Annotated in this window: 23 protein-coding genes; 13 read left to right on the top strand and 10 right to left on the bottom strand. The window is 60.6% G+C overall.

Going from position 1 to position 23,438, the window contains the following annotated elements:
• Positions 1-31 precede the first annotated feature (31 nt).
• The 4 genes from BMZ42_RS09890 (at position 32) to BMZ42_RS09875 (ending at position 4,177) form a co-directional block, all read left to right on the top strand.
• Entirely contained in the window at positions 32-493 is a 462-nt protein-coding gene (locus tag BMZ42_RS09890; protein ID WP_091521683.1) for a MarR family winged helix-turn-helix transcriptional regulator, read from the top strand.
• Positions 494-677: 184 nt separating this feature from the next.
• On the top strand, positions 678-1,388 hold the full coding sequence (locus tag BMZ42_RS17990) for a hypothetical protein (protein ID WP_091521681.1): 711 nt from the start codon (positions 678-680) through the stop codon (positions 1,386-1,388).
• 108 nt (positions 1,389-1,496) lie between these two features.
• Positions 1,497-3,374 (top strand): ABC-F family ATP-binding cassette domain-containing protein, encoded by a 1,878-nt coding sequence (locus BMZ42_RS09880; protein WP_091521678.1) that lies wholly within the window; start codon positions 1,497-1,499, stop codon positions 3,372-3,374.
• On the top strand, positions 3,371-4,177 hold the full coding sequence (locus BMZ42_RS09875) for a crotonase/enoyl-CoA hydratase family protein (protein WP_091521676.1): 807 nt from the start codon (positions 3,371-3,373) through the stop codon (positions 4,175-4,177). The genes BMZ42_RS09880 and BMZ42_RS09875 overlap by 4 nt, the downstream gene beginning before the upstream one ends.
• 12 nt (positions 4,178-4,189) lie before the next feature.
• On the opposite strand, the gene BMZ42_RS09870 is transcribed toward BMZ42_RS09875, so the two are convergent.
• The 3 genes from BMZ42_RS09870 to BMZ42_RS09860 are packed head-to-tail and all read right to left on the bottom strand — an operon-like array spanning position 4,190 to position 6,748.
• Positions 4,190-4,795 carry a hypothetical protein gene (locus BMZ42_RS09870; RefSeq protein WP_091521674.1) on the bottom strand — a complete coding sequence of 202 codons (606 nt, stop codon included), beginning with the start codon at positions 4,793-4,795 and terminating at the stop codon, positions 4,190-4,192.
• Positions 4,792-5,241, bottom strand: a complete 450-nt coding sequence (locus BMZ42_RS09865; RefSeq protein WP_091521671.1) for a DNA polymerase III subunit chi — start codon at positions 5,239-5,241, stop codon at positions 4,792-4,794. The genes BMZ42_RS09870 and BMZ42_RS09865 overlap by 4 nt, the downstream gene beginning before the upstream one ends.
• A 16-nt stretch (positions 5,242-5,257) precedes the next feature.
• Positions 5,258-6,748, bottom strand: coding sequence for a leucyl aminopeptidase (locus BMZ42_RS09860; RefSeq protein WP_091521669.1), 1,491 nt, complete (start codon positions 6,746-6,748; stop codon positions 5,258-5,260).
• 253 nt (positions 6,749-7,001) lie between these two features.
• On the opposite strand from BMZ42_RS09860, the gene BMZ42_RS09855 reads away from it, so the two are divergent.
• The 7 genes from BMZ42_RS09855 to rsmA all read left to right on the top strand — a co-directional run bounded on the left by BMZ42_RS09855 (position 7,002) and on the right by rsmA (position 15,495).
• On the top strand, positions 7,002-7,790 hold the full coding sequence (locus tag BMZ42_RS09855; RefSeq protein WP_091521666.1) for a phosphatase PAP2 family protein: 789 nt from the start codon (positions 7,002-7,004) through the stop codon (positions 7,788-7,790).
• A 90-nt stretch (positions 7,791-7,880) separates the two neighbouring features.
• Positions 7,881-9,074 (top strand): LptF/LptG family permease, encoded by a 1,194-nt coding sequence (locus BMZ42_RS09850; RefSeq protein ID WP_091521665.1) that lies wholly within the window; start codon positions 7,881-7,883, stop codon positions 9,072-9,074.
• Positions 9,071-10,159: an LPS export ABC transporter permease LptG gene (gene lptG, locus BMZ42_RS09845; protein ID WP_091521662.1), complete on the top strand. Its 1,089-nt coding sequence runs from the start codon at positions 9,071-9,073 to the stop codon at positions 10,157-10,159. The genes BMZ42_RS09850 and lptG overlap by 4 nt, the downstream gene beginning before the upstream one ends.
• Entirely contained in the window at positions 10,159-12,513 is a 2,355-nt protein-coding gene (locus BMZ42_RS09840; protein ID WP_420492459.1) for an LPS-assembly protein LptD, read from the top strand. Before lptG ends, BMZ42_RS09840 begins: the two co-directional genes overlap by 1 nt.
• Before the next feature lie 116 nt (positions 12,514-12,629).
• Positions 12,630-13,589, top strand: coding sequence for a peptidylprolyl isomerase (locus BMZ42_RS09835; protein ID WP_091521657.1), 960 nt, complete (start codon positions 12,630-12,632; stop codon positions 13,587-13,589).
• A gap of 59 nt (positions 13,590-13,648) precedes the next feature.
• Positions 13,649-14,662, top strand: a complete 1,014-nt coding sequence (gene pdxA / locus BMZ42_RS09830) for a 4-hydroxythreonine-4-phosphate dehydrogenase PdxA (protein ID WP_244523222.1) — start codon at positions 13,649-13,651, stop codon at positions 14,660-14,662.
• Positions 14,659-15,495 (top strand): 16S rRNA (adenine(1518)-N(6)/adenine(1519)-N(6))-dimethyltransferase RsmA, encoded by an 837-nt coding sequence (gene rsmA, locus BMZ42_RS09825; RefSeq protein WP_091521652.1) that lies wholly within the window; start codon positions 14,659-14,661, stop codon positions 15,493-15,495. The genes pdxA and rsmA overlap by 4 nt, the downstream gene beginning before the upstream one ends.
• Before the next feature lie 48 nt (positions 15,496-15,543).
• Here the strand turns inward: rsmA and gmk are convergent, their stop codons facing one another.
• The 7 genes from gmk to fabD form a co-directional block, all read right to left on the bottom strand.
• Positions 15,544-16,200 carry a guanylate kinase gene (gmk, locus tag BMZ42_RS09820; RefSeq protein WP_091521648.1) on the bottom strand — a complete coding sequence of 219 codons (657 nt, stop codon included), beginning with the start codon at positions 16,198-16,200 and terminating at the stop codon, positions 15,544-15,546.
• Positions 16,201-16,203: 3 nt separating this feature from the next.
• A complete protein-coding gene (locus tag BMZ42_RS09815; protein ID WP_091521646.1) occupies positions 16,204-17,091 on the bottom strand; it encodes a YicC/YloC family endoribonuclease in 888 nt (295 codons plus the stop codon).
• Between the two features lie 27 nt (positions 17,092-17,118).
• Positions 17,119-18,279, bottom strand: a complete 1,161-nt coding sequence (gene mltG, locus BMZ42_RS09810) for an endolytic transglycosylase MltG (protein ID WP_091521644.1) — start codon at positions 18,277-18,279, stop codon at positions 17,119-17,121.
• Positions 18,280-18,541: 262 nt separating this feature from the next.
• Entirely contained in the window at positions 18,542-19,801 is a 1,260-nt protein-coding gene (gene fabF / locus BMZ42_RS09805) for a beta-ketoacyl-ACP synthase II (protein ID WP_091521641.1), read from the bottom strand.
• A gap of 50 nt (positions 19,802-19,851) precedes the next feature.
• Positions 19,852-20,088 carry an acyl carrier protein gene (locus tag BMZ42_RS09800; protein WP_091521638.1) on the bottom strand — a complete coding sequence of 79 codons (237 nt, stop codon included), beginning with the start codon at positions 20,086-20,088 and terminating at the stop codon, positions 19,852-19,854.
• A 237-nt stretch (positions 20,089-20,325) separates the two neighbouring features.
• Positions 20,326-21,063, bottom strand: coding sequence for a 3-oxoacyl-[acyl-carrier-protein] reductase (gene fabG, locus BMZ42_RS09795; RefSeq protein WP_091521636.1), 738 nt, complete (start codon positions 21,061-21,063; stop codon positions 20,326-20,328).
• A 51-nt stretch (positions 21,064-21,114) separates the two neighbouring features.
• The gene (fabD, locus tag BMZ42_RS09790) at positions 21,115-22,056 is read right to left on the bottom strand and encodes an ACP S-malonyltransferase (RefSeq protein WP_091521634.1); all 942 of its coding nucleotides are present in this window, start codon (positions 22,054-22,056) and stop codon (positions 21,115-21,117) included.
• A gap of 512 nt (positions 22,057-22,568) precedes the next feature.
• Between fabD and rpsF the strand changes: the two genes are divergently transcribed.
• The gene (gene rpsF / locus BMZ42_RS09785; protein WP_091521632.1) at positions 22,569-23,009 is read left to right on the top strand and encodes a 30S ribosomal protein S6; all 441 of its coding nucleotides are present in this window, start codon (positions 22,569-22,571) and stop codon (positions 23,007-23,009) included.
• Positions 23,009-23,257 carry a 30S ribosomal protein S18 gene (rpsR, locus tag BMZ42_RS09780; RefSeq protein ID WP_019170551.1) on the top strand — a complete coding sequence of 83 codons (249 nt, stop codon included), beginning with the start codon at positions 23,009-23,011 and terminating at the stop codon, positions 23,255-23,257. Before rpsF ends, rpsR begins: the two co-directional genes overlap by 1 nt.
• Positions 23,258-23,438 lie beyond the last annotated feature (181 nt).

The following is a 23,438-nucleotide window of genomic DNA, read 5'->3' as shown; positions in this document are numbered from 1 at the left end:
ACAACAACGTTGATATCAACACTATAGGATCATGTCAAAAGCAAATGATTCTTCCTTCGCAGACTTGCCGTTCACATCTACGCTGCATGTGCGGGACACCTGCATCTGCCTTCACCTGCAGCGTGCGGCGCGCACCGTCGCCCGCAGATTTGACGATGCACTTCGACCGGCAGGCCTCACCAACGGCCAGTTTTCACTCTTGATGTCGCTGAATCGTCCCGAGCCGCCGCTGATGCGCGATGTTGCATCGCTCCTCGCGATGGACCGCACCACCTTGACGGCGATGCTCAAGCCACTCGCACGACGCGGTCTGCTCGCCATAACTGAAGATAAAGCGGACCGACGCGGACGCCGCCTCCACTTGCTCCCCGAAGGGCGAGAGCTGCTGATCAAGGCGCTTCCGCTCTGGACGGAGACGGAAAAACTTGTCGAGTCGGAAATCATTCGATCAGACCCAGCTATATTTCGCGAAACGCTAAGATCAATCGGATGATTATAAAATACATCTAAAAAATAAGACATATTTTATTCGACTTATAAATCGCAATAAAACTATAGTTTTATTATTGCCGCACAATCTCAACCTACCGTGCAACCATGCCTCTGCATATGCGTAGCTCATCAAGGCAACACATCATGTAAACCGAACATCGTCTCTAAACGCAGAGGAGAGCGTCATGAACGTGAACCGCACCAGACTATTTGCCAGGAGCCTGGCGATCGGAACTGTCATTCTTTTTGTCAGCGTTCCGGCTCAGGCTCTCGACGTGGGGGTGAGCATTGGTGGCGTTGATGTCGGCGTCGGATTGGGAGTGGGATCGGGCGGCATCAACGCCGATGTCTCCGCCGCAGTCGGCGGGTCAAATGGGATAAATGCCGACGTTGGCGCCAATGTTGGCGGCGCAAGCGGTGTCGATGCAGCAGCAACTGCTTCAGTCGGTGGCCAGAATGACATTAACGCCGACGCTGCTGCAAATGTCGGCGGCTCCTCCGGCATCAGCGCTGCCGTGGGCGCAAGCGTCGGCGGGCAAAATGGCATCAATGCCGGTCTGGGTGCCAATGTCGGCGGCGGCAGCGGGATCGGTCTGGGCCTCGGCGTAGGCATCGGCGGTCGCGGCAACGGCGGCGGCGGCGGCGGCAATGGCGGCGGTTCTGGCGGAGGCAACTCCAGTGGTGGTGGTGGAAACGCCGGAGGTGGTGGAAGTGCTGGGAATGGCGGCGGCAACGGCAGCCACGGCGGCGGAAATGCCGGAACAATCACCGCAGCCAGCATGTCGGAAACAGACAGGACGCAACTGCGCAAGAGCTGTGGTCAGGTGATCTCCAGCCCCGCTCTGTTTGACAGGGATCTTGTCGTTCTTTGCCGGGCTCTTCGTGCATCGAACTGAGTTTCTGTGGCAATCCTGCCAATGACCGGATGCGACGTGCTCCTGCATGCCAGGATCACGTCGTGTCCTCTTGCCATCGACATGCCGGTCAGCCAATAGAACGGCATCATGCTGATTATTGAAGACGTCTCACTGCGTATCGCCGGTCGGTTGCTCCTCGATCACGCCTCCCTTACCTTGCCAGCGGGATCGAAGGCCGGGCTTGTCGGTCGTAACGGAACCGGCAAGACAACGCTGTTCAAGGCGATCTGCGGCGACATGCCGACAGAATCCGGCAGCATCAGCTACCCGAAGAATACGCGGATCGGCCAGGTCGCTCAGGAAGCGCCCGGCACCGAGGAAGCGCTGATCGACATCGTGCTGCAGGCTGACACCGAGCGCGTCGCCCTTCTGGCTGAAGCTGAAACCGCAACCGAACCGCACCGCATCGCCGAAATCCAGACGCGCCTTGCCGATATCGGGGCGCATTCCGCTGAGGCACGAGCATCCACAATTCTGGCCGGTCTTGGCTTTGACGCCGAAGCGCAAAAGCGGCCTGCCTCGTCGTTTTCGGGTGGTTGGCGCATGCGCGTTGCGCTCGCATCCGTGCTGTTTGCCGAGCCCGACCTGCTGCTGCTGGACGAGCCGACCAACTATCTCGATCTGGAAGGCACGATCTGGCTCGAAAATTATGTCGCGCGCTATCCGCACACCGTGCTTTTGATCAGCCACGACCGCGACCTTCTCAACCGCGCCGTCAACTCGATTGTCCATCTCGACCAGCTCAAACTGACGTTCTGGCGCGGAGGATATGACCAGTTTGAACGCCAGCGGGCCGAACAGATCGAGTTGCAGGAAAAGAGCCGGGTCAAGCAGGAGGCCCACCGCAAGCACATGGAAGCCTTCGTCGAGCGCTTCCGCTACAAGGCCTCGAAGGCTCGCCAGGCTCAATCCCGCTTGAAAGCGCTGGAGAAGCTGAAGCCGATCTCGGCGGCGCTCGAAGATAATGTGCGCCCGTTCTCATTTCCGGAACCAGCGAAAACCGTTGCCTCGCCGATCATCACGATGCAGGGCGGAACGGTCGGCTATGAGCCCGGAAAGGCAATCCTGAAAGGCCTGACCCTTCGCATCGACGAGGACGACCGCATCGCATTGCTTGGTGCCAACGGTAACGGAAAGTCGACCTTTGCCAAGCTGATCGCCGGCAGGCTGGGCCTCGAAAGCGGCACGATGACACTGGCTCCTGGCCTCAAAGTGTCGATGTTCGCCCAGCACCAGATGGACGATCTGCGGCCGGAAGAAACACCCGTCGAGCATGTGCGCCGGCTGATGCCGGATGCGCCGGAGCCGAAGGTGCGCGCCCGCGTCGCGCAAATGGGGCTGACGACCGAAAAGATGGCGACGAAAGCCAAGGATCTGTCAGGTGGCGAGAAGGCGCGCCTTCTGATGGGACTGGCAACCTTCGACGGGCCCAACCTGTTCATCCTCGACGAACCGACCAACCATCTGGATATCGACAGCCGCGAAGCGCTGATGATCGCCCTCAACGAGTTCCCCGGCGCTGTCATCCTCATCAGCCACGACCCGCATCTGATCGAGGCGACCGCAGACCGGCTCTGGCTAGTCAAGGACGGCACTGTCGCGCCCTATGATGGCGACATGGCCGACTACCGTCAGTTGATTACAGGCGGCTCGTCGGAGCGACGCGAGAAAAAAGAAGCCGACAAGAACTCGAAGGCCGACAAGCGGCGCGAGTCCGCCGCGCGCCGCAAGGCCCTCGAACCCGTTGCCAAGGAAATCAAGGCGACCGAAGGGCTGATCGAGCGAACCCGCAAGCGGATCGAGGTGATCGAGCAGCAACTCGCCGACCCTGCCCTCTACGAAAAAGATCCCGCCAAGGCGACAACGCTTGCCAAGGAGCGTTCTGACCTTTCCAATGCTCTGGGCCGCCACGAAGACAAGTGGCTGGCGCTTTCGGAGGAATACGAGGGAGCATTGGCGGAATGACAATTCATGTCGAACGGGACGGCGACGTCACCATCGTCACCATCGATCGCGCCGAGGCGCGCAACGCAGTCAATCCGGAGATGGCTGACGCCCTGTTCCGCGCCTTCGTCGAGTTCGATCGCGACGAGACCGCAAAGGTTGCGGTTCTGACGGGTGTGCCCGGCATGTTCTGCGCTGGTTTCGACCTGAAATGGGCGGCGGAAAACGTCGATGACAAATGGTACGCCACGCACGACCTCGACGGAAGTTTCGACGGAAATGATGACCGTCCCCGCAAGGGCCCCATGGGGCCGACACGCCTTCAACTCTCCAAACCCGTGATTGCAGCAATCTCCGGCCCTGCCGTTGCCGGCGGGATGGAACTGGCACTTTGGTGCGACATGCGGGTGATGGAACGATCTGCCTATATGGGCGTCTTCTGCCGTCGATGGGGCGTACCACTGATCGATGGCGGCACCGTGCGCCTTCCGCGCATTGTCGGCCATGGCCGCGCGATGGACCTGATCCTCACGGGACGCAAGGTCGAGGCTGACGAATGCCTCTCCATCGGTCTGGCCAGCCGCGTCTGCGCCGACGGCGAATCCCGCCAGGCTGCCGTCGAACTTGCGCAGGAGATAGCCAGATTCCCGCAAGCCTGCATGCAGGCCGATCGCCGCTCCGCGCTCAAGCAATGGTCGCTCGGCCAGGAAGCTGCGCTTGCGAATGAATGGGCCAGCATCAGCTCGTTCCGCAGCGAGGGCATCCTGGGTGCCAGCCGCTTTTCAGGCGGCAAGGGGCGTTCTGGAGATTTCGAAGAAATCTGAATTTGGCGGCTTTCAGCCTCTGCCCCATCTGCGCGGCGCGGGCTTTTGCGCCGGAGCTGCATTTCGCGACCGGCGCGTCAGCAACATGCCGAGCATGCCCAGTGCGATCATTCCGTATCCAATCGGCGGTACTGACGCATCATAGGCGTAGGTGCCTCCGACCAGCACGAGCTGAACCGAGGAAAACGGTTGTTCGACCTCCCCTTCGGTGAAGACGAAACGATAGGGCTCGTCGCGCACAGGTCGCAGGACCGGCGCGTGCAACACGAATCGTTGCTTGCCGGAAGGGCTTGGCTGGGCGCGCGGCTCTGCTCCTGAAAGTCTGAAAACCTGCGCAAACTCGGTGGTCTGCCCTCTGCCCGCCGTCAGCGTCAGCACGACAGCATCGCCGATGGTCTGCGTCGGCTCCGCAGTTTCCACCTCGACAGCGACGCGAACCTGATCTTCGGACACAGGCAGCTTGGTTTCGAACTGGATGAACTCGCCCCGCTCGTCCAGAGCCTGCCAGCGGGCCAGTTCACGGCCCTGCTGTTTCCCGGCGGCAAAGGGATAGATGACCGCAAGGACAAAGCCCAATGCGGCCATCACAAAGAACAGGCCACGCAGGATACGCCTCACGCCTTGCGCTCCCACCGCTTTTCCGGGGTCTGCTGCCAGTAGGTCACGGGATGCCCTTCCGCTTTGATGCTCTTCCAATGCTCGCGAGCCTGCTCAAGCTGGAATGCGTCATGTCCATCGAACATGAAGACCGCGCGCTCATAGTCGGCCAGCGGCGGCGGTGCCGCACCGTCGACCATGAAGCGGATATGCGCTCCGTTCGGGTTCTCCGCTCCGGTCGTCAGCAACACCGGCTGATGCTCGACATGCGGCTCCATGTCCGTGCCGTGCGCCAGAAAGGCATCGTCACGCCAGGTCCACAAATGCACGTCCAGCGTGTCGCGACGCTCTTCAGACCCGGTCTGAACCACGGCACGCCACCCGCGATCAAGACTGCGCTCGAGGAGCGCTGGCAGCGCTTCCTCGAGCGTGGACTCGGTCAGATGATAGAACAGCACATCTGTCATTATTCCGGCCCGGCCGTCACCCTTCGTAGCTCTCGGCGACGAGCTGGTTCAGAAGCTGCACGCCATAGCCGGACGCCCAGGACTGGCTGATCTCGGTGGTTGGCGAGCCCATCGCAGTCCCGGCAATGTCGAGATGTGCCCAAGGCGTATCCTTGACGAAACGCTGCAGGAACTGGGCCGCCGTGATGGCGCCGGCATATCGACCGCCCGTATTTTTCATGTCAGCGTTCTTGGCATCGATGATCTTGTCATATTCAGGGGCAAGCGGCATCCGCCACACCTTCTCGCCAGAGACCAGACCTGCTGCCGTGAGCCGCTCGGCAAGTTCGTCATTATTGGAAAACAGCCCCGCATGCTCGCTGCCAAGCGCGACCATGATAGCGCCCGTGAGCGTGGCCAGATTGACCACCATCTGCGGCTCGAACCGGCCAATCGTGTACCAAAGCGCGTCGGCCAGAACGAGACGTCCTTCGGCATCGGTGTTCAGCACCTCGATCGTCTGGCCCGACATCGACGTGACGATATCGCCCGGACGCTGGGCATTGCCGTCGAGCATGTTCTCGACCAGGCCAATGACGCCCACCGCATTCACTTTCGCCTTGCGCGCAGCAAGCGCATGCATCAGTCCTGTGACTGCGGCGGCGCCACCCATATCGCCCTTCATGTCTTCCATGCCGCCAGCCGGCTTGATCGAAACACCGCCGGAGTCGAAAACGACACCCTTGCCGACAAAGGCAACCGGCTTGTCTTTCGCCTTGCCGCCATTCCACTGCATGATCGCCATGCGAGGGGGACGGGCAGACCCTTGAGCGACCCCGAGCAAGGCCCCCATGCCAAGCTTTTTCATCTCTTTCTCGGTGAGGATTTCGACCTCGACGCCGAGCTTCTCCAGTTCTTTGGTCTTTTCCACGAACTCGAGCGTCCCGAGAATGTTCGCCGGCTCGTTGACGAGGTCACGTGCCAGCAAAACACCATCCGCAACCGCTTCCATCACGCCGAATGCGCGCTTGGCGGCGGCAGGATCCACACACAAAATCGTGACCTTGGAGGTCTTGGGAGCCTCGTCTTTCGCGTCGTCCTTCTTGGTCTTGTATTTGTCGAACGCGTAGGAGCGGAGCACGATACCGAACGCGATGGCTGCTGCATCCTCTGGTGAGGGCTCGATGCCGGCGACATCCACGATGATGGAAACTTCCGCGGCTTTCCGGGCGGCTGCGAATGCTGCGCCGCCGATCCGACGCCACGCTTTTTCATCCAGAGCTTCGGTCTTTCCGACGCCGACCACCGCAATGCGATCAAGGGCTGTGCCATGTGGCGCAAGGATTTCGGCTGTGGAAACCAGCTTTCCGCTGAACTCGGCAACGCCGAGCGCCCGCGCCAGCACACCCTCCGGGTCAACGGTCGCTGCTGAACCTGCCAGCGACGCTCCGTCGGAGGCGAGGAGCACGACACTGCCCTTCTTTGGAGCCGTTACCTTCGCGAAGGTGATCGTCGGACGCATGGACATGAAACTACCTGTGTTGTGATTGAGACGTCGATGATTCGGGTTGGGTAGGAATTGAGAAGCCTGATTGTGGGCCTTTTGACTTGTTTGACAAGACCGGTATCGCCGGATGAAAACCGCTTCGCTTTCGCTGGCAGCCTGTGTATGCCCAGTTGCGGACTGCCTCATCAGGTGATCGCTATGGGTTGGCCCAAGCGAATTCGGCATCTGGGTGAGCCCTGGCAAGAGCCCGAAACGTTGCAGGAGAAGATCTGCTTTGACCGCGGAAGAACGACCATATTCACATTCGGGGAAGGCCGTTGAGTTCCTCGACCCATTCTCACGGCCGCGTGTCGCAATCGTGCTGGTGGCTGCAACGCTCCTGCTCACCGCTCTGTTCTATCTGGTTCCCGCGATCGATATCGCGGTCAGCAGCCTGTTTTTCAGACAGGAACCCTGCGCTCCCGATGTCGCCAAAACGATATGCGGGACTTTCCCCGCACTCTCCGACACGACGCTGAATGACATCCGCGACTTCTTCCACCAGATGCCGATTGTCATTGCCGTGCTCCTGCTGCTCACCGCCGTGTCGATTTCGCTGCGCCGCGACAAGTCGCTTCAGCGCCTTGCCGCCGGCATCTATGTCGCGCTTGCCGCGCTGATCGTGAACTCGCTTTTCATCGTCAATCTGTGGCTCAAAAGCTATTCGGGTCGCCCACGTCCTGAACAGACCGACCTCTTCGGCGGCTCGCTTCCCTTCGTGCGTGCAGGCGAGTTCACCGATTTTTGTGCAAGCAACTGCTCGTTCATCTCCGGCGAGAGTTCAGCGGCATTCTGGCTTGTGGGCCTGGCCGCACTCTTCCCGCCACAATGGCGTGCGAGGGCGCTGGGGGTGGCGCTGGTGATGGCGACCATAGCCGGAAGCCTGCGCGTCGCGTTTGGCGGACACTATTTTTCGGATGCCGTCATCGCAGCCATGGCCTCAGTCGCCACTTTTGCCGTGCTTGCGACGCTTGCAAGAGCATTTGGGCTGGGTGGCACCGAAACCGCATCAACCTCTCGTTAACCTTGAGCGTTGGGATATTGTTAGCTACGCTGCCTCTACTATCGAAATTGGGCGGCATGGGCCGTGAAGACGGACAGGCATAGCCGCGTAATGGGCATTGCAGAGCGTTACATCCTGAATCGAGTGGTGCTGATCACACTCACGACACTGGTTTCACTGGTGACAATCGTGCTGATCACGCAGGTGCTGATTTTCGTCAACGTCGTCACCAATTCCGGTGAGGCAATCCGCACGTTCATGACGATGGCGGCAATGCTGGTGCCTATGGTGACGGGCATCGTCCTGCCCTTCGCGCTGGTGATCGGCGTTTCGAACGCGCTCAATCAGATGCACGCTGATTCAGAAATCGTCGTCCTCGAAGCCGCCGGCGTTTCCCGCAGCGTTGCGATCAAGCCGGTCATGATGCTGGCTGTCGTTGCGTCGTTGCTGTCGCTGTTCAACTCACTCGTGATCGAGCCGGCCGCCAACCGCCAGCTTCGCGACATCATCACCCAGGTCCGCACCGACATGATCGGCATGGCCGTGCGCTCGGAAGCGTTCCTTCGCCTCGACGACAATCTTTACCTGCAAATCGGCGGCCAATTGCCGGGTGGCACCTTCGAAAGCATCTTCATTTCCGATCTGCGCGATCCGGAGAGCGAGTTGCTCTACTATGCGCAACGCGGCTCCATCACCGATTATGGCGACACGAAACTGCTGGTTCTTCAGGACGGCGAAGTCCACCGCAGCAATGCGCGCACCGGTGAGGTGTCCATCATTTCCTATGCCGCCTATGCCATCGACCTGACCCAGTTCACGTCCGCAGCTGGCGGCAACGCCTACCAGCCGAAGGAAATGCCCCTCAGCGATCTGCTCGATCCGGCGCCCAATGGAGCGGCGAGCGCCTGGCAACCTCGCCAGATCAAGAGCGAACTGCACCGGCGCCTGTCAGACTGGCTCTATCCTTTGGCGCTGGTCCCCATCGCGCTCTATTTTTCCGCCGGCGCACGCTCCAATCGTCAGGAGCGCGTCTGGAGCCTGATGGGCGCGGCGGGTGCTGCGCTGGCCGTTCGCGGAACCGGCTTCTTCGTCGTGGAACAGTCCGGCAACTCGGCGATGCTGGGGGTCTTGCCCTACGCAGTGCCTGTCGCCAGCCTGATCTTTTTCTGTGCCCTGCTGGCCAGCGGCAAGCGCATGAGCCTTCCCCAACACTGGCTTGACCGCATCTCGAACGCGACTGATGCGATCAACAGGACCATCATGCGCATTCTTCGCCGTCCTCTGGCAAAGGAAGGCGGGAAATGATCGGGCGCACACTGTTCTTCTACTTCTTCCGCCGCAATCTGGTGATGGTCGGCCAGTTCCTGCTCGGCATCATGGTCATGTCCTATCTGGTCGATTTCGTCGAGTTTTCGCGCCGAACCTCCAGCCTGGATGGCTACAGCACGCCCCTCGCATTGCTGGCGTCGCTGCTGCGGGTTCCCTCGATCCTGCAAATGGCCATCCCCTTCGTCATTCTCTTTGCCGCCATGGCAACCCTGACGTCGCTCAACCGCCGCTACGAACTGGTCGTCACGCGCGCGGCGGGTGTTTCTGCGTGGCAGTTTCTCGCGCCGCTCTGTGCGGTTGCAATTCTGGTTGGTGCCATCGGGGCGACGGGCTTCAATGCACTCGCCGCCTTCGCGCTCGACAAGTCGCAATCCATCGAAGCGATGTTCTCCGGGGCATCTTCGGCGCGCAGCACCACGAGCACTGTCCCGTGGCTGCGCCAGCGTACCGCGGAAGGCGTCACCATCATCGGCGCTGCCAGCACTGCCGAACGCGGACGTCTCCTCAGCGATGCCGTTTTCATCCGCATCGGCCTAGACGGAAAGATCGTTGACCGGGTGGACGCCCGCCAGGCGCTGCTGGAGGACGGGAACTGGCATCTGACAGAGGCTGTCACCTACAAGGCGGGCGAAGCGCCGGTGCCTGCGCCGACCATGGAAATCGAATCGACCCTCGATCCGCTCTTCATCGAGGAGCAGTTTGTGATCCCGGAACTGATTCCCTTCCACGAACTGCCTCGCAAGATTGCAGCGGCACGCTCATTTGGGCTCAGCGCCGATGCATTTTCGATGCAATTTCATTCACTTCTGGCACTTCCTGCACTTTTGGCGGCCATGACTCTCATCGCAGCGACCGTTTCGATGCGTTTCGCAAGGATGGGGCAATCCCTGACGATTATTCTGGGTGGCGTCGTGGCAGGGTTTCTGCTTTATGTCGTATCCGTTCTGGTCAAGGCGTTTGGAAGCGCCGGTTTCGTTCCGCCTGTTGCGGCGGCATGGTTTCCAGTGCTGGTGGCGGCGTTTATCGGGGTGACCTTCTTGTTGTATAAAGAGGACGGTTAGTGAGGGGCGCACGAGCATATAGCGGCAAGTCCATCAGAACGTTGCGCCTTTTGGGTGCGACGGGACTGGCATTGATTCTTGCCTGCATCGCGCCATCGCAATCGGTGCTTGCCCAGTCACTTCCAGCGGGAGTGAATGTCAGCGACGATGCCGAAATGTTGCTGGAAGCCGACACCGTCATCTATGACAATGATCGCAATACCATCACCGCAGTCGGCGGCGTCCAGATCGACTACGACGGCAACCGCCTCGTCGCCCAGCGCGTCGCCTACGACCGCGCTACGTCGCGGCTGATCGCTTCTGGCGGAGTCGAGATCGTCGATCCCAGCGGCACCCGCATCTATTCCGACCAGATTGATGTCACCGACGATTTCCGCGACGCTTTTGTGCGCAGTCTGCGTGTGGAAACCGCAGACAAGACCTATTTCGCCGCCGACAGCGCCGAGCGGGCCAATGGCGAACTGACCACTTTCAATCAGGGCGTCTACACCGCCTGCGAACCTTGCGCGGAACGTCCCGACAAGCCGCCGCTGTGGCAGATCAAGGCGCAGAAGATCATTTGGAACGGCAAGACGAAGACCGTTCGCTTCGAGCGCGCCCGCTTCGAGTTTTTCGGCAGCCCGCTGGCATTTCTGCCAGCCTTCGAGATCGCTGACCCGACAGTCAAACAGAAATCCGGTTTTCTCGCGCCGTCATTCCGATCCTCCAGCGAACTCGGCTATGGCGTCACGGTCCCCTATTACTGGGCGCTCTCTCCGAGCTACGACATCACCTTCAAGCCGACCGGCCTGACCAAGCAGGGTTTCCTTGCCGAGGCCGAATGGCGGCAGCGTTTCGACAATGGCGAGTACTCCCTCACCATCGCAGGCATCAGCCAGCAAAATCCGGGCACCTCGGGCTGGCCTGACGGCAAGCGCGAGCGTGGCATGGTCGGCTCGAAGGGCAAATTCCAGATCAATCCACGCTGGTCATTCGGCTGGGACGTGCTGGTGCAGAGCGACAAGGTGTTCGCGCATCGTTACGGTATTGACGGGTTTGAAGACACCAACCGTACCGACACGGTGTACCTCACCGGTCTGAACGATCGGAACTATTTCGACCTGCGCTTCCATCGTTTCGCGGTTCAGGAAGCTCATCCCAATGATCGCCACGAAGTGCAGCCCTGGGTGCTGCCGTCTTTCGACTATTCGTTGACACCTCAGAATTCCGTCGCTGGCGGGGAGCTGAAGATCAATGTCAACGCGCAGGGCGTGATGCGTGATGCGCTTGACTACAGGACGTTTGCCGGTGCTGGCCACCCGCAAGCTGCGCTGAGGGGTATTCACGGAACTTCAGCCCGTCTCACCGCCGAAGCAGAATGGAAGCGCTCTTTCGTGACGCCCGGTGGATTGATGCTCACGCCGCTGCTTCACGCGCGGGGCGATGCAATCGGCGTCGACTACCGAGGTGGCTCGCAAGCTGCCATCGGCAGCGTTGCGGCTTTCAACAGCTACGGCACCGACATCCAGTCGTCCTATTACCGTCCGATGGCAACCGCAGGGCTTGAGGCCCGCTGGCCCATCCTGATCACGACGGAGAACTCGACGCATGTCATCGAGCCGATGGGGCAGCTGTTTGTACGCCCTGATGCCGCACATTCGACCCGCTTCGGCATCCCGAATGAAGACGCACAAAGCCTTGTCTTCGATGCCAGCAACCTGTTCGAGCGCGACAAATTCTCCGGTTATGATCGGGTAGAGGGCGGCACGCGCGCCAATCTCGGCGTTCGCTACTCGGCTGCCTTTGCCAATGGCTGGTCTGCCAATGGTGTTGCCGGCCAGTCCTTCCACCTTGCTGGAATCAACCCCTACACGTCCCCTGACCTCGTTCATGTCGGCGCACAGTCAGGCCTGGAAAGCGCCCGCTCAGACTACGTCGCCTCGGTTGGCGTCATCAGTCCGAACGGGTTCTCACTCAGTGCAGGCGGTCGTTTCGACGAAGAAAATCTCGGCATCCGCCGGGCAGACATCACCGCTGGTTATGCGTCGGCTCCGGTGACCGTTTCGGGCGCTTACTCTTTTATCGAAAAGCAGCCGGACTACGGCTTCGCACAGGACAGGCACGAAATTCGCGCCAATGCGTCCGTGCGCGTCGCGGAAAACTGGCGTATCTTTGGCGGCGGGACATACGACTTTGAAAGTGACGTGGTCGTCGCGAAATCGATTGGTTTCGCTTACGATGACGACTGCTTCGCCTACACATTGTCAGCGACCGAATATGTCGATCGCACCAACCCGTCACAGAAATCGCAGACATTTGGTTTCGCTGTTTCTTTGAGAACGCTTGGCGAATTTGGTTCAACCGCTCTACGTTAAGCCCTATAAGGCAGTCGATTTGGCGGAAATGATGCCGATATGGTCACGGTTTCGCCCTATAAGCGATGCACCGGTGACCCATGATGGCAGGCGAAGGATTTAGGGAGATAGGTACGATGCTCAAGGCCAGAGGCGTTCTGCGTCATTGTGCGCTGGCTCTCATGCTGGTCGGCACGGCACTGCCGCTGACTGCCGGCACGGCGTCGGCTCAGTCGAGCGAGATCCGCTACGTTGTCAACAACGAAGCCGTGACGAGCTACGACATCCAGCGCCGCGCAGCGTTTCTGCGCCTGCAGAACCGCCGCGGTAATGTTCAGGAACTCGCCACGCAGGAAATGATCGACCAGGCAGTCAGAAATGCCGAGGTCAAGCGCATGAGAATCCGCATTTCCGACGATCAGGTTGCGGCGGCCTACGAGCGTTTTGCCAAGTCCAACAATATGAGCCCCGCGCAGATGGATCAGGTGTTGAGCCAGACGGGCGTGACCAAGGGCCATTTCCGCGACTTCATCCGCGCACAGATGAGCTGGTCGCAGGTGCTTGCATCAAAATCCGGCGCAAGCCCGAGCGCTGGCGGTCGGATCAGCGAACAGGAAGCCGTGCGCCAGATGCTGCAGCAGGGCGGCAACAAGCCGACCGCGACGGAATACATGCTGCAGCAGGTCATCTTCGTCGTCCCCGCCTCCGAGCGCCGTTCGAAGCTTGGCACCCGCAAGCGCGAAGCCGAGGCAATGCGTCAACGGTTCCGCAGTTGCGATTCGACACGCGAATTTGCCCGTGGCCTGCTTGATGTCACGGTCCGTGACCTTGGACGCGTGCTCGACCCGGAGCTGCCCCCTGAATGGGCAAAGCAGATCAAGGCGACGAAATCCGGCGGTGCGACCGGCGTGCGCGAGACCGAGCGCGGCGTTGAGTTCATCGGCGTCTGCAGTGCGCGCGAAGTTTCGGACGACCGCGCTGCGACGATGGTCCTTCAGTCGCAGCAGGGCGCTGCCGGAGGCAACGAAGCGACCGACAAGCTGTCGGAAAATTTGACCAAGGAACTGCGCGCCAAGGCGCATATTGTTCGTCGATAATTGTGTGCGGGGCGTTGATGAAGGACGCCCCTGCCAACCATCCCTAGGAAATGTCCGTCATGTCCCGCCCTCTTGCGTTGTCTGTCGGCGATCCGTCCGGGATAGGTCCAGAAATTGCCATTGCGGCCTGGCAGGCCCGGCATGATCTCAATGTGCCGCCCTTCTACCTGCTGGCTGCCCCAGACCTCATCGTGTCTCGCGCGAGGTCAATGGGCCTGTTGGTGAACATGGCGCTCGTCGATCCCGCATCTGCCGCGGCACAATTCGAAGCCGCGCTTCCCGTTTGCCCTCTCACAGCCACGATGGTTGACCAGCCGGGTGCACCGGACCCGTCCAACGCTGCAGGCACCATCGAGGCCATCGAGCGCGCGGTAGCCGATGTCTTCGCAGGCCTTGCCGACGCGGTTGTCACCTGCCCTATCGCCAAGAAGCCGCTCTACGATGCAGGCTTCGCATTCCCCGGCCACACCGAATTTCTCGGACACCTCGCGCAGCAGAAGACCGGAATAAACGCACTGCCGGTGATGATGCTTGCGGGGCCGGAACTGCGTACCGTGCCTGTCACCATCCACATCGCTCTAGCCGACGCCCCCCGTCATCTGACCCGCGACCTGATTATCGAAACAGCGGAAATCACCGCACGCGATTTGGTCGAAAGGTTCGGGATCGCCCATCCGCGTCTTGCCATTGCCGGGCTCAATCCACATGCAGGCGAGAGTGGCTCGATGGGCATGGAAGACGAGACAATCGTGCGCCCTGCGGTCGAAGCGCTCCAGCGCCTCGGCATCGACGCGCGTGGCCCGCTGCCTGCCGACACAATGTTTCATGCCCGCGCGCGCGCTTCCTATGACGTTGCGATCTGCATGTATCACGATCAGGCGCTGATCCCGGCCAAAACCCTTGCATTCGACGAGGCAGTCAACGTCACGTTGGGCCTTCCCTTCATTCGCACATCCCCCGACCATGGAACGGCCTTCGACATTGCCGGCAAAGGCATTGCGCGGCCAGACAGCCTGATCGCCGCACTGAAGCTTGCCCGCGCCATGGCAGACGCAAAGGCGCAGCGCGCATGACACTGGACGGCCTTCCACCTCTGCGCGACGTCATCGAGCGGCACGGCCTGCACGCGAACAAGTCGCTTGGCCAGAACTTCCTCCTCGACCTGAACCTGACCGGAAAGATCGCCCGCTCGGCAGGCGACCTGTCGCGCACCACAGTCATCGAGGTCGGCCCCGGTCCGGGCGGTCTTACGCGCGCCTTGCTCGCTCACAACGCCAAGCGCGTCATTGCCATCGAGCGCGACGAGCGCTGCCTCAACGCGCTTGCGGAAGTCTCTGCACACTATCCCGGCCGACTGGAAGTCATCTCGGGCGACGCGATGAAGACCGATTTCGCAGCCCTTGCGGCTGGCGCGGAAGACGTCAAGATCGTCGCAAACCTGCCCTACAACATCGGCACGGAATTGCTGCTGCGCTGGCTGACAGTGACCGACTGGCCGCCATTCTACTCGTCGATGACACTCATGTTTCAGAAGGAAGTGGCGCAGCGCATCGTCGCCACCCGCGATGACGACGCTTACGGACGGCTGGGCGTTCTGGCGGGCTGGCGCACCAAATCGCACATCATCTTCGAGCTTCCGCCGCAGGCATTCACGCCGCCGCCCAAGGTCACCTCTGCGGTCGTTCACATCGTACCGCGGGCAAATCCACTGGAAGCAGACGGCACGACGCTGGCGCGCGTGACTGAGGCCGCTTTCGGCCAGCGCCGCAAGATGCTGCGTCAAAGCCTCAAGGGCATCGGCGGCGAGCGCCTGCTAGCCGCCACGGGTGTTGATGGCACCCGCCGCGCCGAGACCTTGTCGGTGGAAGAGTTCATCTCTCTGGCCAACGCGCTCGATCGCGGCTGACGAGAAAAGGGATGCGTGGCGACACGCATCCCTTGAAATTCCGGCCGGTCAGTCGAGCTTTTCGTCCAGAAGCCCGCTGACGAAATCAAACAGACCCGGACGCCGGTCACGCCGCAAGCGCTCTGCGTCGACGATTGCCTTCACATTTCTGAACGCTGCATTCAGATCGTCGTTGATGACGATATAGTCATAATCGCGCCAGTGCTCGATCTCGGTACGCGCATTGAGCAGGCGCGCGTCGATGACGTCATCGGTGTCCTCCGCGCGGCGGCGCAGACGCCCCTTCAGCTCCTTCATCGACGGCGGCAGGATGAAGATCGAGACGATGTCCGCACGCATCTTGTCGCGCAGTTGCTCCGCGCCCTGCCAGTCGATGTCGAACAGCATATCGCGCCCTTCCGACAGCGCCTTTTCGGCGGGGCCGCGCGGCGTGGCGTAGAAATTGCCGTGCACTTCCGCCCATTCCAGTAATTCATCACTGTCGCGCATGCTCTCGAACTCGCGACGGCTGCGGAAGTGGTAGTGTCGTCCGTCGATCTCGCTGCCACGTCGCGCGCGCGTCGTCACGCTGATCGACAGCTCGAATCCGTCATCGCTTTCCAGCAGATTGCGCGAGATCGTCGACTTTCCGGCGCCGGAGGGCGACGACAGGACAAGCATCAGACCACGGCGGAGGATCGGATCGGTATGCGGCTTTTCCGCCATGATTTACTCCAGATTTTGAACCTGCTCGCGAAACTGATCGATCACCGACTTCAGTTCAAGGCCAAGCGCGGTCACCGACCCTGCGTTGGACTTGGAGCATAATGTATTGGATTCACGATTGAATTCCTGAGAGAGGAAATCGAGCTTTCGCCCGACGGTGCCACCCGCCAACAACAGCGACCGCGCCGATGCAATATGCGTGCGCAACCGGTCGAGTTCTTCCCTGATATCTGCCTTGGTCGCAAGAAACGCTGCTTCCATGTGCAGGCGGCTTTCATCCAGCGGCGCACCGGTTTCCAGCAGCAGACGAACCTGTTCAGCCAGACGTGCGCGGATCGCCTCGGGCTCGCGCGATGGGTCGGCTTCCGCCTTCGCGGTCAGTTCGGCGATCTGGTCGATCTGTGTTTCGAGAAGCGCGCCAAGCGCCGCGCCCTCGCTTGACCGAGCCTGCTTCAGGCTGGCCAGCGCATCGTCCAGCAACGACAGGATCGCCTTGTCGAACGCCGCCCTGCTCTCGGCATCGTCGGATTGCTCGGGCTGCTCCAGCACTCCGCGCAACGCGAGAAGTCCGTCCGCAGTCGCCTGCGCCGCGCCAAATTCGTTTTCCAGCTTCTTCGCCAGTCCCGCCAGCTCGCGCAGCAATGTCTCGTTGATGACCGGCTGGGCTTGGGCGCTGCCCCGCGACACCGTCAGCGAAGCCTGGATATTGCCGCGGGCGAACGCCTTCTGGATCGCCTGACGAACGGCCTGCTCCAGCCGCTCAAAGCCCGGCGGCAGACGCAGGCGTGCTTCCAGCGTCTTGCCGTTCACCGACTTGAGTTCCCACGAAAATGCGTCGCCCGAAAGCTCCGCTGCGGCTCGACCGAACCCGGTCATGCTCTGTAACGCCATAACGTCCCCTAAAAGCCCCGGAGTATCCTACTCCTCGCTCGTCGCAGCCTCTCCGGCCGCTGACGCGCGCTGCCGCTCGATCTGGCGCCAACGCGCTACATTCGCATTGTGATCTTCCAGCGTCTTCGCGAACACATGCCCACCGGTCCCGTCCGCGACAAAATACAGGTCATCTGTCTTCGACGGGTTGGCGACCGCCTCCAATGAGGCGCGACCAGGAATGGCAATTGGTCCGGGCGGCAGGCCGTTGATCGTGTAGGTGTTGTAGGGCGTCGGCTTGTCGATATCAGAGCGATAGATCGGACGATCCGACGGCTTTCCCTCCCCACCGAAAATTCCGTAGACGATCGTCGGGTCCGACTGAAGGCGCATGCCCTTTTTCAGTCGGTTGATGAACACCGAGGCAACACGTGAGCGCTCATCGCCGCGCCCCGTCTCCTTCTCGACAATCGACGCGAGGGTCACAAACTCGTTGAGATCCTTCAGCGGCAGGTCTGGCGAGCGACGCGCCCAGATGCTCTCGACGAGCGTCTGCTGGTCGGCCTTTAGTCGTGCGATGACTTCCTGGCGCTGCATCCCTCGGCTGAAACGGATCGTGTCGGCAGCCAGCATGCCCTCTTCAAGCGGCTCTGCCGGCATGTCACCCGCAAGGTGCTCGGCTTCTTCGATGCGCTTCAGCGCCTGCATCACCGTCAGCCCTTCCGGGATCGTCACCGAATGCAGAATCGATCGGCCGCTGACCAGCAGGTCCATGATGTCGCGCATCGACGCATGTGCAGGGATTGCATATTCGCCAGCGCGCAGCCGGCTGTCATTTTCATGCGCGCGCAATCCCAGACGGAAGACCCGCGCATCGGTAATCATGCCACGGCGCTCAAGCAGTTCGGCAATCTCGATGCTGCCAGCGCCGTCGCGCACCATCACGGTGTCTGCCGTCGGCAGCGGCCCTTGGGTTTCGAAAAGATGCTTGCCGTACCAGACCGCCGCAAACCCGGCGATGGCCACGAGAACGACCGCCGACATGACGAAGTTCAGGAAGACGACAAACTGGCTGCGCGAACGCTTGGAGCGACGCGGCGGCGGTGTTCCGGCCTGCGGACGCAGAGCCTCACTCGCGGTTTTCGCCACGATAGGCTTGGATGCCGCGCCCGGCTGATCGCCAGCTTGATCCGCAGAATTGCTCGTCATCAGGCTTCACGCTCCTCGACCCCAACGCCCGGTTCATGCGAACCGAAACTACCCCAGAATATGGCGAAAATCGCAGCGTCGCAGGACCGACCAAGCGCAAACACCATAGTCGAAAGGACTAATACAAATTCGACGGCCTTGAACGCCGTTACGGATAACAGACTGTGACAGTCCACAGCCTGTTTCACCGTCCGACCCGGTCCAGCACAGATTTGACGGAAAACGTCGCCTGAAACGACGTTCTCATGCTGGTCTGAAATCGTCAGCCTTCGTAGCGGCGGAACACAAGCGATGCGTTGGTGCCACCAAAACCGAACGAGTTCGAAAGTGCCACATCGACCTGACGCTTGCGCGCAACGTTGGGAACCAGATCGATCAGGGTTTCGCGTTCGGGATTGTCGAGATTGATCGTCGGCGGCACGATGTTGTCGCGAATGGCCAGCATCGAGAAGATCGCTTCCGCAGCGCCAGCCGCACCCAGCAGGTGACCGATCGACGACTTGGTCGACGACATCGAGATCTTCGAGGCGGCATCTCCGACGAGACGCTCGACCGCACCAAGCTCGATGGTGTCGGCCATCGTCGAGGTGCCATGCGCGTTGATGTAGTCGATGTCGGCAGGTGTCACGCCAGCGCGCTTCAGAGCCGCGCTCATGCAGCGACGTGCGCCATCGCCGTCTTCGGATGGTGCGGTAATGTGGTAGGCATCGCCTGAAAGGCCATAGCCCACGACTTCCGCGTAAATCTTTGCGCCACGCGCTTTTGCGTGCTCGAGTTCTTCAAGCACCACAACGCCCGCGCCCTCGCCCATGACGAAGCCGTCGCGGTCGCGGTCATAAGGACGCGATGCCTTCTGCGGATCGTCGTTGCGCGCGGTAGACAGTGCACGGCAAGCAGCAAAGCCAGCCAGCGACAGACGGGTGATCGGCGCTTCTGCACCACCTGCGACCATCACATCGGCATCGCCGAACATGATCAGGCGGGCCGCATCGCCAATGGCGTGCGCGCCGGTCGAACACGCGGTCACGACTGCATGATTCGGACCCTTGAGGCCGTGCTTGATGGAAACATGTCCGGAAACGAGATTGATGATGTTGCCGGGAATGAAGAACGGGCTGATACGACGCGGCCCCTTCTCCTTCAGGATCATGGCGTTCTCGGCAATGCCGTCGATGCCGCCAATGCCGGAACCGATCATCACGCCTGTGGCGTTCTGGTCTTCCGTGGTGGTGGGATGCCAGCCGGCATCCGCAAGCGCCATATCGGCAGCAGCTACACCATAAATGATGTAATCGCCGACCTTGCGCTGCTCCTTCGGCTCCATGAACTCGTCAGGATTGAAGGCATTCTCCCCGCCATCGCGAGGAATGACGTGGGCGATCTTCGCAGGAAGATCGTCCACCTCAAAAGTATCGACACGCCGAGCCGCGCTCTTGCCTGCCAGAATTTCCTTCCACGCATGATCTACCCCAACGCCAAATGGCGAAAGAAGGCCCATGCCGGTAACGACGACACGTCTCATCGCGCGCTCTCAGGTCTGTCTGGATCGGAAAAGGCGGTACGACGAAGGAATCAGGCCGATGCCTTGTCGATGTACTTGACGGCGTCGCCGACGGTCAGGATCGTCTCAGCAGCATCGTCCGGGATTTCAACGCCGAACTCTTCCTCGAAAGCCATGACCAGCTCGACGGTATCGAGGCTGTCTGCACCGAGATCATCGATGAAGCTCGCGCCCTCGGTGACCTTCTCGGCATCAACGCCCAGATGCTCTACAACGATTTTTTTGACGCGTTCTGCGGTATCGCTCATTTGCAAACCCTCGACTTCAGAAAGTTGGTGGGACTTCGTTAGCGGCACGATTGCCGGTAATCAAGCTGAAAGATGGGAGCATCAGGTGGCTATCAATCCGGAATTAACCGTTTTGTTCCTATTCCGATGCGACCTGTAACGTTGCTCCATCCAAAGGCGTTCATATGCCCTGGAGCGGCGACCTACACGAAAATGCCTTGCACTCCAAGGTGAAAAGCACTTTCGGGCGGTCCATCCTCAGATCATCGCCATTCCGCCGTTCACATGCAGCGTCTGGCCGGTGACATAACCTGCTTCATTTGACGCAAGATACACCACTGAAGCGGCGATATCCGCGCCCGTGCCCATCTTGCGCATCGGAATCGCGCCCATGATGGCGTCTTTCTGCTTTTCGTTCAGCTTGTCGGTCATGGCCGATTCGATGAAACCTGGGGCGACGCAGTTGACGGTGACGTTGCGCGAGGCAATCTCTTGCGCCAGCGATTTGGAAAAGCCGACAAGCCCTGCCTTGGCAGCGCAGTAATTGGCCTGGCCTGGATTTCCGGTCGTTCCGACGACAGAGCTGATGTTGATGATCCGGCCAAAGCGGCGACGCATCATCGGGTGGGTCAACTCGCGGGTCAGCCGGAAAACCGAGCCGAGATTGATCTCAAGTACCGCATCCCAGTCTTCGTCCGACATGCGCACGAAGAGACCGTCGCGGGTGATTCCTGCATTGTTGACAAGGATATCAACGCCTTCCAGCTCGGCTTCGGCCTTCTGGCCCAGCGCCTTGACGTCGGCGCGGTCAGACAGGTCCGCCGGCAGCACCTTGACGCGGTCGCCAAGATCGGCGGCCAGCGCGTCGAGCTTTTCGACACGGGTGCCGTGGATGCCGACAACGGCACCGGCTGCGTGAAGGGCGCGCGCTACGGCCTCGCCAATGCCACCGGTCGCGCCGGTAACGAGGGCCTTGCGGCCAGTCAGATCAAACATCTTCTTCCCCTTGTTGGTCGAAGGCGCTCCCCTATCAAGGGAGTAGGGTCATCAGGCCAGAGCAGCGAGTGCGGCGTCAATTTCCGCAGCATTGCCGATATTGGCCGTGGCGATGGTACGGTCGATACGACGGGCCAGACCCGACAATACCTTGCCCGAACCGATTTCATAAAGGGTGGTGACACCATTGGCGCCGAACCACTCAACCGTCTCGCGCCAGCGCACACGGCCGGTCACCTGCTCGACGAGGCGGGCAGCGATTTCATCCGGATCGGAAATCGGCTGCACGACCACATTGGCGATCAGCGGCACCGATGGCGCGTGCTTTGCAACTCCTGCGAGCGCTTCACGCATCGCCTCGGCAGCAGGTTGCATCAGCGCAGAATGGAACGGCGCCGAAACCGGCAGCATCAAAGCGCGCTTTGCGCCCTTTTCGGTGCAGATTCGCGCGGCTTCTTCAACGGCAGCCTTGGCGCCGGAAATCACCAATTGCCCGCCGCCATTGTCGTTGGCGATCTGGCAGACGGAGCCTTTGCCGGCTTCTTCGCAAGCAAATTCAACGTCTTGCTGCTCAAGCCCGATGATCGCAGCCATCGCGCCTTCACCGACCGGCACCGCGGCCTGCATGGCGTTGCCACGGATTCGCAGGAGACGGGCCGTGTCGGCAATGGAAAAAGTACCGGCGGCGGCAAGGGCGGAATATTCCCCGAGCGAATGGCCGGCGACGTAGGAAACCTTGTCCTTGAGCGAGAGGCCACGCGCCTCCAGAACTCGAATCGCAGCAAGCGAAACGGCCATCAGAGCAGGCTGGGCATTGGCGGTGAGGGTCAGCTGCTCTTCGGGACCATCCCACATCAGCGCCGACAGCTTCTGTCCAAGTGCCTCATCTACTTCATCAAAAACTGCACGGGCTTCCGGGAAGGCATCGGCAAGATCCTTGCCCATCCCGACAGTCTGGCTGCCCTGCCCCGGAAACGTAAAAGCGATCGACATGGCATACTCCCTGCTCTCGTTGCGGGCAGCGTTTGACGCAAGCGACGCTGGCGGTCAATAGTCGACGCACAACGCCAAACCCGGTCCTTCCCGCCGCGCTTCTGCATCTCATAAAGTCAGAAGGTGTATAAGCCTATCAAGCTGTCCGCGAAAAAGTCCATATAATCCGGGGGATACAAACTTTAACGACAATTCCTGCCCGGAATCTGTCCACAACGGATTTCGGATGGACAATGGCTGAAGTTTTCGGGTTTCTTGGCGCGTCCAGCTTGCCATTTCCGCCAAACATCTTTATGGACGCGCCTAATCTGTTGGTCCTAGCTGGGGGCTGAACGGAGGGCCGCGCCGGGCAGCTTTGTTCGTCGCGTGCGAAAGCAGGTCTTTCCGCCTCCCGTGTCTCCGCTCTCGACCGTCTCGGAACGCTCCTTTCTTCGCCCACATATTGGGAAAAGAGAAGTTGCAGAGGCTTTTGCCGCCGGGGCCGACAGGGAAACCGAAGAAAGGCAAAGACAATGGCTCTTTATGAACATGTGTTTCTTGCCCGCCAGGATTTGTCGGCGCAGCAGGTCGAAGCTCTTGTAGAACAGTACAGGGGTGTGATCGAAGCGCATGGCGGCTCCGTAGGCCGGGTCGAGAACTGGGGACTGAAGTCCCTCACCTACCGCATCAACAAGAACCGCAAGGCGCACTACACGCTCATGGACATCACCGCTCCGGCGGCTGCTCTCCACGAGATGGAGCGTCAGATGGGCCTGTCGGAAGACATCCTGCGTTTCATGACCATCCGCGTGGAAGCCCACGAGGAAGGTGCTTCGGCAATGATGCAGAAGCGTGACGATCGCGAGCGTGAAGGCCGTTTCGGCGACCGTCCGCGTTTCGGCGACCGTGATCGTGGAGACCGCGGCGACCGTGGCCCACGTCGTCCACGCGAACAGGCTGAAGGAGCAGAATAATGGTCGACATTAATCAGATCCCGACGCGCCGCCCGTTCCACCGCCGTCGCAAGACCTGCCCGTTCTCCGGCGCTAACGCACCGAAGATCGACTACAAGGACGTGCGTCTGCTGCAGCGCTACATTTCCGAGCGCGGCAAGATCGTGCCGTCGCGCATCACCGCCGTCAGCCAGAAGAAGCAGCGTGAACTCGCCAAGGCGATCAAGCGCGCCCGTTTCCTCGGTCTGCTGCCCTACGTGGTGAAGTAAGACTTCTTGCCGGGACGGCTTTCCGTCCCGGCATTCGCCTTTGCGGTCGGCGCATAGGCAGAGCATGAAAATCCGAGTTGGGTCCACGACCCTAACTGCCACAGGCAGGACAGCGAACGCGAACGGCACCGTTTCCGTATTCAGTCCTGCCTTGCATGAAACGGCCTCACAAGGCCAACAG

It is taken from the genome of Aquamicrobium aerolatum DSM 21857, assembly GCF_900113935.1.
In the GTDB taxonomy this organism is placed as follows: domain Bacteria; phylum Pseudomonadota; class Alphaproteobacteria; order Rhizobiales; family Rhizobiaceae; genus Aerobium; species Aerobium aerolatum.
The sequence above is the reverse complement of the archived record's forward strand: the minus strand, read 5'-3'. Positions and strand labels throughout refer to the sequence as shown.